Consider the following 11,677-nt stretch of genomic DNA (forward strand, 5'->3'; position numbering starts at 1 on the left):
AATTCAGATGCTGACGGCTAAGGCACTCAAAGGTGCGAGCTGGCTGATCTTCTCGCGTGTACTTGGTCGTGCGATCGACTTCTTCACGCTGCTTGTACTCGCACGCATGCTAACGCCTGCAGATTTTGGTATCGCTGCGCTTGCGATCTCATTGGTTGCAGTCGTCGACATGGTGCTCGAGGTGCCGGTGACGCAGGCTCTTGTCCGACTACCAACGATAGACAAGGGCGATCTCGATACCGGTTTCACCATAGGACTGGTTCGCGGGCTGATCGTGGGCGCTTTGGTCCTTGTTATATCATGGCCCTATTCTCTCATCAGCCAGGAGCCGATCTTGCTGCCGCTGCTGATCGTGCTCTCCTTGGGTCCCGTCAGTCGAGGGCTCGCCAGCCCAGCCATGGTGAATTACGCGAGGGAGCTCGGCTTCCACAAGACGTTCATACTGGAGCTCTCGAGCAAGGTGTGCGCAACGGTAATCGTGTTTCTCGTTGTGCTTTCTGGCGGAGAATACTGGGCAATCATCGCGAACTTCGTGGTCGTCTCGATCGCTTCTACCCTCTCATCATACATCCTGGCGCCTTACCGACCCGCACTCTCACTTAAGAAGGTCTCGAGCTTCTCCAGCTTCATTGGGTGGTTCAGCCTTGCTCAGCTCGTGGCAGCTCTGAACTGGCAGTTCGATCGCCTCATTGTTGGCGGAATGACGAGCCGTGAAATTTTCGGCAGATATGCGGTGGCAAGCGACGTCGCCGTATTTCCTACGCAGACCCTGATCGGACCGGCCATGCAAGCGGCCATGTCCGCTTTTTCAAAGATAATTTCCGAGCCGGATCGGGTGCGTCACGCCTTCCTCAAGGCAGTGCAGCTGGTCATGCTTGTCTCGGCACCTCTGTGTGTCGGGATTTCCTTGACTGCCGATCTGGCCACGACGTTGCTGCTCGGGCCAAAATGGAACGAGGCAGCTCCGCTTCTGGCTCTTCTGGCAATTTCGGTGCTGCCGGTTCCGTATTATCAGGTGCTGAACTCTGTCAGTCTGGCCCTTGACCGTGTGCAAATCACGTTTCGGCTCAACGTCATCGACCTCTTATTCCGGCTCCTTCTTATTAGTTTCGGCGTGTATTTTGGCTCCGCCTTAGGCGCGAGTTGGGGGCGTGTAAGCCTGGCCATTGTCATGGGGTACTTCTATCTGGATGCGGCTCGCCGAACCCTGGACATTGGCATATTTGCCCAGTTAAAGAATTTGTGGAGAATTGGCGTCGCGATTGTCGGCATGATCACGGTTGTGGAAACTCTTCGGGGGCAATTGGCCCCATATGAGGTGCAGGCAATCGTGGAGCTGCTAATCGTCTCCGCAGCCGGCTCATTGACGTATGTCGCTGTATTGACGGCGCTAGGGATCCGTCCGTCCTGGAAGAATGGTCGTTTTCAACTGCTTGGTCGCTGAATTCTGATCCAGTGACCCGGAAGCGCGAGCATAGGCTCTGATCTCCTGGCAACCCAACCTTTGTGCATGACGGTAATGTCTCCGCAGCTCGGCATTAAGTGATCCGTCGCACAGTGCGGCGTACAAAGTTCGACAACCAAAATGTCTTCCCAGTTATTTGTTAAAATTGGGGTTGAGCCAAGTCTATTGCTCTCTCGCTGGGACGGAAGGACGTCTTGTCCGTGCGGCAAGAAGCCGTGTGAGATACGATCTCAAGGGTGCATCATAGAACCTATAGGCGAACCAGGAGACGACAACGATTAGGATTGTACCAAGTATCACCAGCAGTAATTGTACGACCATGCCAGTTTCAAGGTTTCGGATCATCACGCCGATAGCTCGTACGATTGGGTAGTGCAGCGCGTAGATTGGGTATGACAGCTCTCCGGCCAGTGTGCACAAGCCGCAAGAGCCGCTCGCAGGCCTGAATGATGCGACATGCGCCACAATCAATGGGAAGGCGATCAGCACTGCAATCAGGTCGAAAACGCCATTGAGCACACCGTCGAGGCGCGGAACCGCCAGAATGGAAGCAAAGAGCATTGCCGAAATATACGGTGGTATCCGACGGAGCCTAATGCCGCTGAAGTAAATCAGTGCACCGGCGAAGAACGAGAAAAATACGCGGGCGAACCCGTACCAGAAAGTCCTGATGGAATATCCGACATCGAGTGTATGAAATGTCACACCCACCCAGATCAACACTCCAGCGCTCAAGGTAATAAACAACGCTGCAGGTATGAGCATATTGCGCCGCTGTGCCATCGGGGCAGCCACGCCATTGGCCACAGCCTCAAAGAACAATGACCAGACGGGAAGGTTTAATGGGAAAAGCAGCATCTCAAGGGTTGTCGTCCACCAGATCGGCAAAAGAAGCGTACCCATTACGAACGCAGCAATAATTTCGCGCCAATGCAGACCTTGGTCTACGATACCCGGGCGCTGGGTCTCGATTGCAACGGCTATCAATGTTCCTAGAGCAACCAGGGGGAGCAGCCGGATCGCACGAAGCAGGAATAGGCCTCCCAATCCAATCGCGCCTTCGCGCAGCCGGTTATGATAGGCATAGGCCAGAACGAACCCGCTAAGAACAAAGAAGAAATCAACTGCGAGGTAGCCATGCGCGAACAGGCCGCTAAGGTCCGTTCGGGAAGCAAAATGGCATAGTACAACGGCTATAGCTGCAACGCCCCTCACGCCATCTAAATATATGTAAGGCCTTGAACCTTGCGAAGCGCCGGATTGATTGTACTGAAAGATGGCATTCATTGTTGATGTCTCTCCTAATGGTGAGCTAATGAATGGACGAGTGCAACAATACGATATGTGTATTTATTAAATCTGCAACGATTAAGTGATGAATAATAATAACGTATTTCCTAATGTAGTATTGCCTGCTCGAGGCTGCGCCTAAGAACGGATGGTTTTCTATCAGGAAAAGAGTATTTCACGTGTCGGAAGGGGTCGCGAGATGACCAGCCGGCGGCGAGCTCTGGAGTTCGCCGTGAGCGAGGCTCTATCCAGGCATCCGCTAAATCACGAGATTTGATCGGTTTTTTGTCACAATCGCGCTGGCGGTCATCGCCACCATGCGCTATTTTCGAGTTGAGGCAGTACGTGCTGCCTTGGGGTGTGGAAACCCCTCCGAGCGACTGATGCTGGTCGATACAGCATCATCCTCTCTGACCTTTCGGGTCGGGGAGCCTGTGGCGTATGTCCAGGTTCCTCGGAACTAAAGGCCATAGGACTGTCTCGGACAGTTTCCAACTCCCCGATCATTCGGAGGTTTAGTGAGTTCTCGCGGGGACGGACCGCGAATAACTCTCTCGACGGGGAGCGCAAGATGCAGCACCGCAAGGTTCAGCAGTTCGCACAGCATTCTCATCCACCAAAGTACACAGCGGAAGCGCCTCATCACGCCGACCGCCATGTGGGACGGCAAATCGCGTTCATGCGCCTGCAGGCCCGCATCACGCAGCAGGCGCTTGCCGCGGGGCTGGGCATCAGTGTCCAGCAATTGCAGAAATACGAAAAGGCGAAGAACCGTATCAGCGCCTCAATGCTTTTTGAAATCGGTCGCTTCTTCAATGTTCCTGTCAGCCGATTTTACGAGGGCTTGCCCGGCAATGACAGCGGCATAGGCCACTTTCCGGCGCCACCGGACGATCATGTGGCTTTTGCCGCAAGTGCCGAAGGTCAGCGGCTCACCAATGCCTATCTCGTTCTGCCGCCACATTTGCGTCAGCGCCTGACGTCCTTCGTGTCGGGCCTGGGCGACGATATCTGCAAGACCCGCGAACCGCGTGGTGCGCCATCATCCGCTCTTTCCATTGACGGGGAGGGCGACCGATGACCAACGCGGTGATGACGCATCGCCCAGCCTTCAAGGAGGGAATTTGCCAAACGGTGTCGAGACGAACCCGCGATTGGGGCTTCATCCAGGCGCAGATCGTAGAGCGTACCGGCTTGCAAAAGGAAGAAACCGCCATCGTGTCCAAGCAACATCTGCTGCTGCTCAATCTCAAGGGCGATAGCGAAGAGGGACAGTATTGGCTGGACGGCCGGCGTGCCGAGTTCAGCCGGCGCAAGCCGGGGGCGCTTCTATTCATCCCCGCTGGCTGCGCGTGGCGCGGCTGGGAGGTCGGCGCGTCGCGCGCCGCCTATCTTTCCATCTCCATCGATCCTGCTTTCGTCGGCAAAGGACATGCGAGCGAGGATATGGTTTCCTCCGTCGGGCCGGATCTCGGCTTCGAGGATGACATCATCCTGCATGCTGCGCGCGCAATTGGGGCGGAGGTTGATCAGGGCAGCGCTTTTGGCGGCATGTTCGTCGATGGGTATATGACGACAATCTTTGCCCAACTGATGCGAAGGACCCAAAGAGTGCGCACGCTTCACAAGGGCGGGCTATCCGCCTCGAAGCTCAGCCGGATTATCGAACGCATCGATGCGGATATTGGCGCCGAGTTGAGCCTGGCGCAAATGGCGCAGGAGATCGGTTTGAGTGTGCCGCATCTTTGCCGGGCGTTTCGCCAGTCGGTCGGGTGCCCGCCTCATACCTTCGTCATTCGCCGCAGAATAGAGCGGGCACAGCTTTGTCTGCGCGACACGAAGCTGCCCCTCACCGAAATAGCGCTGAACTGCGGGTTCGGCAATTCAAGCCACTTTTCCAATACGTTCCGCCGTATCGTTGGCACCACGCCCACGGCCTACCGGGAACGCTGGGCTATTCGCTCCACTCTTTGATTTGCTGATATGATTTCGCAACCGGGGCAAACAAGCGCAAGCAAGAAGCTCCACCATGTCGCACCATCATCAAAACGATGAGGGGTGCATGAATATCCATTCGACACATATCTGTTCGACAACTGGCGTGGACCGAGCAGAAACACGCGACGATACCGCGGCGCTTCGTGTTGTTGATCTCAAAAAGCGCTTCGGCCCGGTCGATGTGCTCAAGGGTATTTCGCTATCGGTCGGGCACGGCGAAGTCCTTTCCATTCTTGGTGGAAGCGGATCAGGCAAGAGCACGTTTCTGCGCTGCCTGAATTTCCTTGAAACGCCGTCCTTTGGCGAAATCTGGGTCGCCGGAAAATGCATATCGGCGGAGAAGGTCGCCATCAGCCGCCGTCGGGTGAATGCCTTGCGCCAGTCACTCGGGATGGTCTTCCAGAGTTTCAACCTCTGGCCCCACAAGACGGTGATCGACAATCTCGTCGAGGCGCCCGTCCATGTTCTCGGTCTGACCAGGGACGATGCGCGGGACCGCGCAATGGTTCGGCTCGAAGAGGTCGGGTTGGCAGCCCATCGCGACGCTTACCCGCTCCATCTGTCGGGCGGCCAGCAGCAGCGTGTCGCAATCGCGCGCGCCCTTGTCATGGAGCCGGACATCCTCCTCTTCGACGAACCGACGTCGGCGCTTGATCCGGAACTGGTCGGTGATGTCTTGAAAGTCATCCGTAGACTGGCGGATCAAGGGCATACGATGCTGGTCGTCACGCATGAACTCGGCTTTGCTCGTAATGTGTCCGACCGTGTAGCGTTCTTTCATCAGGGAAGGGTGGAGGAACTCGGGCCCCCGGAGCGAGTCTTCGGTCACCCTGCGTCCTCGCACCTCAAACACTTCCTGTCTGCCCATCAAGGATCAGTGCGATGAGCATGTTGCAGGATTTCTCGCTTCAGATCGCCAGCGGAGCAGCGACGACACTGCAGACCGGACTGACAAGTCTCGTACTCGGCATTGGCGTTGGCCTGGCTGGTGCGATCGCAAAGGTCAGCCGGATTTCACCACTTGTCCGGCTTGCGTCGATCTATACCACTGTCATTCGCGGCATTCCCGAACTTCTGATCATTCTGATCCTCTATTTCGGCGGGACCGTCGCCTTGAGTGCGTTGTTCGGGCGCTACGTCGAGGTCAACGCGTTCGCCGCCGGAGTCTTCTCGCTGACGATTGTCTTCGGTGCTTTTGCGACCGAAGTGTTCCGGGCGGCAATCAGCGCGGTCCCTAGGGGGCAGCTTGAGGCTGCTTCCGCTCTCGGCCTTTCAAAATTCTGCATTTGGCGCTTTGTCATCCTTCCCCAAATGTGGCGTATCGCTCTGCCGGGGCTTGGGAACCTGTGGCTGACTTTGCTCAAGGACACGGCATTGGTCTCGGTGGTGGGTCTCGAAGATCTGATGCGCAAGACGCATATCGCAGCAGGCGTGAGCCATGATCCCCTGACATTCTATAGCGCAGCCGCATGCATCTATCTGCTGTTTACGTCGGTCTCATTGGTTGCACTGTCACTCATCGAGCAGCGCGTGACCCGCGGCATTCGGCTCGTTAGGTGAGGATCTTCACATGAACATTTCCCTTATTCTGGACGTTTTACCGCTTCTGGCAAATGGCATGGTGCTCACTGCCGCCCTGACACTCGGCTCGGTCGTCTTCGGTGCGCTCATGGCCATTCCATTGGGAATGATGCGAGCATCTTCATACGCGGTGCTATCCCTCCCGGTTCTTTTTTACACCTTCCTATTCCGCGGGACCCCGCTCCTGGTACAGCTGTTCCTGCTCTACTACGGAGCGAGCCAGATTGACTGGGTGCGCTCGGGCGTCGCATGGCATGTCCTGAGGGAGCCGTTCTGGTGCGCGTTGATCGTATTCTCATTGAACCATGCAGCCTACTCGACTGAGATCCTGCGCGGTGGGATCCGGGCGGTTCCGGCGGGCGAAATTGAGGCGGCTCAGGCGCTCGGCATGTCCTATGCGTTGAGGATGAGGCGGATTGTCCTGCCCTCCGCTCTACGCCTCGTGCTCCCCGCTTATGGCAATGAAGTCATCATGATGCTCAAGGCGAGCTCGCTTGCCAGTACCATCACGATCATGGAACTGACGGGCACGGCGCGAAAGATCGTGGCCCAGACGTTCGCGCCCTATGAAGTCTTCATCGCCGCCGCCATCATCTATCTTGTCATGGCAGTGCTGCTGACGCAGGCCTTCCGCGCACTAGAAGTTGGCGGGACCAAGCATCGGGAGCGGCCTGTACGGTCACCGAGAAAAATCGCGCGCAGATCACTCCATGCCGCCGCCCTTCGTACGGAGACCAACCAATGAGTATCTCTCCTCTCCCCCAGCCTGCGCCCGTCGGAAACTATGCCCAAGGCTACACAAGCTTTTACGAGATCGATCTCGACGCCATCGCACACAACTATCGCCAGCTCCGCAAGCAGTTGCCGCCGACAGTCTCGATCTATGCATGCCTCAAGCGTAATGCTTATGGATGCGGTGCGGGGCCGGTCGCCAAAAAATTGGCGGGCGAGGGGGCCGACGCGTTCGCCGTCGCGTCGATCGCGGATGCGATTGCGATCCGTCAGCGCGGCGTGTCACTTCCTATCCTGCTCTATCCAGGAGCAGGCACCGACCATGCTCCGATAATCGCGGCGCTCGATTTGACGATCAGCATCTCTTCACGGGACGAGCTGCAGCAATGGCGCGCGCATTTGCACACGGTAAAAGCCTTCATCAAGGCGGACCTGGGCTTTCTCCGTGCCGGTGCGACGCCGGCAGGGGTGCGCCCACTTCTGTTAGCCGCCCTGACTGACAATCGGCTTGAGGTTCGAGGCGTTTACGCCCATCTGAGCGAGCTGCCAGGGGCCGGGCCGGAGGATGCCCACGCACAATTCGAGCGGATGATTGCGATTGTCAGTATGGCCAGGTCACTGTCGCCGCGGCCACTTCTAGCGATGATGTCGAGCACCGACGGCGTTCTCAACCATACAGAAATGGATTTTGATGCGGTTGATCCAGGCGCGCTCCTGTTCGGTATAGCGCCAGGCGACGGTCATGTGCGTCGGATGTTTTTCAAGCCAGCGCTGAAAAGCATCACCACGCGACTGGTTAGCGTGAAGCGTATCGATGCGTCTTTGGATCCGATTGCCGAGCACTTGGGGATAACAGCCGGGATGAGAATCGGCGTCATCGCCATGGGATGGGGTGATGGCTTGCCCCGCATCTTGCCGCAAGGCGCCGCCGCTCTCGTCCGAGGTAAAAGAGTAGCCCTGCTGCCGCCAGCCCATCTGGAGCATATACGTGTCGATTTGACAGACGTGCCAGAGGCCTGCTTCGGCGACGAGGTCAAGCTATTGGGTTGCCAGGGCGAAGACTCCATCACGCACGAAGAACTCATCGCGAGTTGGGGAACTGACCCGATCGGCCTCTATGCGGGACTTCGGGATCATATCCCGCGCATATGCACCTGAGCATCACAACTAGAAGGGGAATCTTTATGAGCATAATGCTGAAAGCACTGACGATCGTCGCGATAACGCTTTTCTCTATCGCAGCTCACGCCGAGGAGCGTCTGAAGCTTAAGATAGCTACTGAAGGGGCGTTTCCACCCTGGAATTCCGTCGATCCCTCCGGTCATGTTGTTGGTTTCGACATCGATGTTGGCAAGGCATTGTGCGAACGAGCCAATGCTGACTGCGAATTCGTGACCCAGGCCTGGGATGGAATTATCCCTGCGCTCAATGTCGGCAAATACGATGCGATCATGGCCGGAATGTCCATCACTGAGAAGAGGAAAGAGGTCATCGCTTTCTCCGAGCCATATGCCTTGACGTCGAACTATTTCGTTATCTCCAAGGTTACTGGCATTCCGGCCCTGGCTCACGGTGATAAAGTAAATCTCTCGGATCCGGCGGGCATTGAAGCCGGACCGCTGCAAATCGTGAAAAAGAACCTCCAGGGCAAAATCATCGGAGTGCAGGGCTCAACGAATGCCGAGCTGTTTGTCCGGGAGTTTCTGGGTGCAACCGTCGAGGTCAGAACATATGACACGCAGGACAACTTGAACCTGGATCTAGCCGCCGGCCGGGTAGACGCCGGAATTGCTGACTATTCCGCGTGGCAAGCGTTGCTTGAAAGCGACGGTGGCCGCACGGTTGAGTTATACGGTCCAGGCATTTCCGGAGGTGGGTTCGGGCCCGGCGTCGGGATCGGAGTGCAAAAAGAGAATTCGCGTCTCGTTGAAGTGCTGAATGAAGCACTTGACTCGATAAGTGGAGACGGAACGCTCAAGAAACTTGGTTTCCGCTGGTTTGGTGCCGACGTTACGCCGGAGTGACGCAAAATACTTCGAGGGCTCTGCTACGGCAGACATGAACCGCGCCGGGTTTGCCGTAGGCCATTTCGTTTAAGTTATGCGGCCACGGCCGGTGCGTCCTTCATGGCGGGCGTAATATCGTTCTTCGGCTTCGGCTGGCGGTATGTTGCCGATGGGCTCCAGAAGGCGCCGGTTGTTGAACCAGTCGACCCATTCCAAAGTGGCGAACTCCACGGCTTCAAAGTTCCGCCACGGCCCTCGCCGATGGATGACCTCGGACTTGTAAAGACCATTGATCGTGTCGGCGAGAGCGTGCAATAGGAGTCGCCGACACTCCCGACAGACGGCTCGATGCACGCTTCCGCCAGCCGTTCGGAATAGCGAATGGACACATATTGCGATCCGCGGTTTGGACATCCTACCCCAAGTGCATCATGCCTATTTTTGAGGGTAGGGGATCAGGCCTCCTCCTGCAAATGGGCCATAAATGCTTCGGCTGGTGTCCGGTATCCAAGGCACTTTCTGGGTTGGTCGTTGAGGATGCGTGCGACTTGGTTCAGGGTTGCTTGCGACATCTGGCTGAGGTCGGTGTTCGACGGCAAAAAGCGGCGGATGCGCTTGTTGGCGTTTTCGACGGCGCCTTTCTGCCAGGGCGCGCTTGGATCACAGAACCAGCTTCGTGCACCGATACCATCTTCCAAAGCCCGGAATGCCGCAAACTCTGTGCCGCGATCAAACGTGAAGCTCTGACGTGCAAAGGCGGGCAGGCGGGAGAATGCCCGTACGATCTTGTCCATGATTGGTCGCGAATGCCGGCTCGGGTTCTTGATCAGCACAGTGTAGCGGCTTTTGCGTTCGACGAGGGACGTCACATTTGCATGGCCAAACGGTCGCTCGAAGATGATAAGGTCACCCTCCCAGTGCCCAAACCGTGATCTATTTCCAATGAAATCAGGCCTTAGCGAAATGCGGTGGCTTGCCGGGAATGCACCGTCGCGAGGCTTTCTTGACCGCAGTGGCCGACGTTTGCGGCGTGCTTCCGGTAGATAGTGATAGAGACCGAGCTGATAATCTTCCTTGCTGTAGATAAACCGGTAAATGGTCTCGGCGCAGACACGGACAAGGCTCAATCTCTCCGATACCAGACGCCCGGCGATCTGTTCGGGTGACCACCGGGCCTCCAACTGACGAATAACTTCGGCACGAAGATCTGGATGGCGCCGAAGCTTGCGCAGACGCCGCCGCCGCTCGCGCCTCAGTTCATCAGCGATCGTACCAAAGTAGCCAGTGTACTCGGGCAGTTCATTGTCATGGAAGGTGTTGCGACGGATTTCACGATAGATGGTTGAACGATGGCGTCCCAGCCGCCGGGCCATTTCGTTGACGGTGACTTTCTGATCAACCAGACGGTGAAGGAGGCGGCGATCGGCGAGGGTCAATTGCGTGTAGCATCCGGCCATGCAAAAATCTCCAAAGTGAAGCCATTGAAATTACTGGCATGTCGCACTTGGAAATAGAATGTACCCGGCTACAAACAAAGATCGCATAATACACATTATGGAACATGTGTGTTGTCGCCGCTTTATCGCTGGCTGAAATACGCTGCGAGCGCGTCGATATCCTCAGGCTTCAATTCTTTGACGGCGGGAGTCATCAGATGTGCGAAGGATGATCCTCCACGGGTATCTGCCTGAAAAAGCTTCAACTGCTGTCGCAGATAAGCGCCGTTTTGACCGGATAGTTTCGGGTAAGACACATTGCCCCCCGTTTTGTCATGACAACTTAGGCATGCGGGGATCCTGGCGGCTGGACGGCCTTGCTCCGCAAGAACTCGCCCTCTTTCCATCAGGGCGGGATCGCGATGGGTATCCGCGCGCGCAATGGGTGTCTGATTGGCGTAATAGGCTGCCAGTTCGGGCAGCGCTTCATCGGACAATGTGCCGACAGCGACCTGCATGACGCCGCTTGGACGTTCCCTGTCCGCATAGGCTTTCAGCGCGTTAATAAGATACGTTTCCGACTGTCCGGCAAGCCTCGGAATGTAGCTTTCGTCACTCAGTTTGGCTTCTGCATGGCAGCTTTCACAGGTGATCGGCAAAGGCGAAACCTCGCCTGCATGACCGACACCGTGCAGGCCGGATGCCTTGATGTAGGCTTGCGCGTCCATTTCCGGCAGATTGCGGAGGAAGGCCACCATCGACCAGACCTCGTCATCGCGAGACTGGACGGGCCATGCCGGCATGCCGGTAAAACGTACGCCATGCTTGACGATCTCGAAGAGTTCGGCGTCCGACCATTCCGGCACCACAGTCTTCAGGTCCGGCGGCGGAGGCAGCATGGCAAGCACGGAATCAGGTCGCGGTTGCGCGGGCGAGCCGTGGCAGATTGCACAGCCGGTTTCGAAATGGCCGGCAGCGCCCGGCAGGAGCGCCGGATCGTCGAGTGGCGGGACATCGTCGGCTGCCACCGTTCGGGCAGAGACGGATTTGCGCATCACCCAATGCAGAAACCAGTCCGTGGCGGCCCAGTGGCCGGTCGAGGCGCGTACGCTCATCAAGCCGGACCAACCGATGGCAAGCCCGAACAGGGGCGCAAGGATGGCAAGCAC

General features: G+C 57.0%; 11 protein-coding genes and 1 pseudogene. 8 read left to right on the plus strand and 4 right to left on the minus strand.

Going from position 1 to position 11,677, the window contains the following annotated elements:
• Positions 1 to 7 precede the first annotated feature (7 nt).
• Positions 8 to 1,444, plus strand: a complete 1,437-nt coding sequence (locus tag AC0JZ4_RS22715; RefSeq protein ID WP_471888734.1) for an oligosaccharide flippase family protein — start codon at positions 8 to 10, stop codon at positions 1,442 to 1,444.
• A gap of 183 nt (positions 1,445 to 1,627) precedes the next feature.
• Here AC0JZ4_RS22715 and AC0JZ4_RS22720 read toward each other — a convergent pair whose 3' ends face one another.
• Positions 1,628 to 2,752, minus strand: a complete 1,125-nt coding sequence (locus AC0JZ4_RS22720) for an acyltransferase family protein (protein WP_471888735.1) — start codon at positions 2,750 to 2,752, stop codon at positions 1,628 to 1,630.
• A gap of 574 nt (positions 2,753 to 3,326) precedes the next feature.
• On the opposite strand from AC0JZ4_RS22720, the gene AC0JZ4_RS22725 reads away from it, so the two are divergent.
• From AC0JZ4_RS22725 to AC0JZ4_RS22755, 7 genes are all read left to right on the plus strand, one after another.
• The gene (locus AC0JZ4_RS22725; RefSeq protein ID WP_471888736.1) at positions 3,327 to 3,836 is read left to right on the plus strand and encodes a helix-turn-helix domain-containing protein; all 510 of its coding nucleotides are present in this window, start codon (positions 3,327 to 3,329) and stop codon (positions 3,834 to 3,836) included.
• Positions 3,833 to 4,729 (plus strand): helix-turn-helix domain-containing protein, encoded by an 897-nt coding sequence (locus tag AC0JZ4_RS22730; protein WP_471888737.1) that lies wholly within the window; start codon positions 3,833 to 3,835, stop codon positions 4,727 to 4,729. Before AC0JZ4_RS22725 ends, AC0JZ4_RS22730 begins: the two co-directional genes overlap by 4 nt.
• An 88-nt stretch (positions 4,730 to 4,817) precedes the next feature.
• Positions 4,818 to 5,639 (plus strand): amino acid ABC transporter ATP-binding protein, encoded by an 822-nt coding sequence (locus AC0JZ4_RS22735; RefSeq protein ID WP_471888738.1) that lies wholly within the window; start codon positions 4,818 to 4,820, stop codon positions 5,637 to 5,639.
• On the plus strand, positions 5,636 to 6,313 hold the full coding sequence (locus AC0JZ4_RS22740; protein ID WP_471888739.1) for an ABC transporter permease: 678 nt from the start codon (positions 5,636 to 5,638) through the stop codon (positions 6,311 to 6,313). Before AC0JZ4_RS22735 ends, AC0JZ4_RS22740 begins: the two co-directional genes overlap by 4 nt.
• Positions 6,314 to 6,323: 10 nt before the next feature.
• The gene (locus tag AC0JZ4_RS22745) at positions 6,324 to 7,079 is read left to right on the plus strand and encodes an ABC transporter permease (protein WP_471888740.1); all 756 of its coding nucleotides are present in this window, start codon (positions 6,324 to 6,326) and stop codon (positions 7,077 to 7,079) included.
• A complete protein-coding gene (gene alr, locus AC0JZ4_RS22750; protein WP_471888741.1) occupies positions 7,076 to 8,224 on the plus strand; it encodes an alanine racemase in 1,149 nt (382 codons plus the stop codon). The genes AC0JZ4_RS22745 and alr overlap by 4 nt, the downstream gene beginning before the upstream one ends.
• A gap of 35 nt (positions 8,225 to 8,259) precedes the next feature.
• Entirely contained in the window at positions 8,260 to 9,090 is an 831-nt protein-coding gene (locus AC0JZ4_RS22755; protein ID WP_471888742.1) for a transporter substrate-binding domain-containing protein, read from the plus strand.
• Positions 9,091 to 9,159: 69 nt separating this feature from the next.
• Here the strand turns inward: AC0JZ4_RS22755 and AC0JZ4_RS22760 are convergent.
• The 3 genes and pseudogenes from AC0JZ4_RS22760 to AC0JZ4_RS22770 all read right to left on the minus strand — a co-directional run.
• A pseudogene (locus AC0JZ4_RS22760) lies at positions 9,160 to 9,479 on the minus strand (integrase core domain-containing protein); the annotation flags it as partial.
• Between the two features lie 48 nt (positions 9,480 to 9,527).
• On the minus strand, positions 9,528 to 10,529 hold the full coding sequence (locus AC0JZ4_RS22765) for an IS30 family transposase (RefSeq protein WP_471888743.1): 1,002 nt from the start codon (positions 10,527 to 10,529) through the stop codon (positions 9,528 to 9,530).
• Positions 10,530 to 10,651: 122 nt separating this feature from the next.
• The gene (locus tag AC0JZ4_RS22770; RefSeq protein ID WP_471888744.1) at positions 10,652 to 11,677 is read right to left on the minus strand and encodes a c-type cytochrome; all 1,026 of its coding nucleotides are present in this window, start codon (positions 11,675 to 11,677) and stop codon (positions 10,652 to 10,654) included.

It is taken from the genome of [Rhizobium] kunmingense (assembly GCF_977018605.1).

Coding starts and splice junctions, on each gene's coding strand:
- AC0JZ4_RS22715 (WP_471888734.1), top strand. CDS start 8: ATGCTGACGGCTAAGGCACTCAAAGGTGCGAGCTGGCTGATCTTCTCG.
- AC0JZ4_RS22720 (WP_471888735.1), bottom strand. CDS start 2,752: ATGAATGCCATCTTTCAGTACAATCAATCCGGCGCTTCGCAAGGTTCA.
- AC0JZ4_RS22725 (WP_471888736.1), top strand. CDS start 3,327: ATGCAGCACCGCAAGGTTCAGCAGTTCGCACAGCATTCTCATCCACCA.
- AC0JZ4_RS22730 (WP_471888737.1), top strand. CDS start 3,833: ATGACCAACGCGGTGATGACGCATCGCCCAGCCTTCAAGGAGGGAATT.
- AC0JZ4_RS22735 (WP_471888738.1), top strand. CDS start 4,818: ATGAATATCCATTCGACACATATCTGTTCGACAACTGGCGTGGACCGA.
- AC0JZ4_RS22740 (WP_471888739.1), top strand. CDS start 5,636: ATGAGCATGTTGCAGGATTTCTCGCTTCAGATCGCCAGCGGAGCAGCG.
- AC0JZ4_RS22745 (WP_471888740.1), top strand. CDS start 6,324: ATGAACATTTCCCTTATTCTGGACGTTTTACCGCTTCTGGCAAATGGC.
- alr (WP_471888741.1), top strand. CDS start 7,076: ATGAGTATCTCTCCTCTCCCCCAGCCTGCGCCCGTCGGAAACTATGCC.
- AC0JZ4_RS22755 (WP_471888742.1), top strand. CDS start 8,260: ATGCTGAAAGCACTGACGATCGTCGCGATAACGCTTTTCTCTATCGCA.
- AC0JZ4_RS22765 (WP_471888743.1), bottom strand. CDS start 10,529: ATGGCCGGATGCTACACGCAATTGACCCTCGCCGATCGCCGCCTCCTT.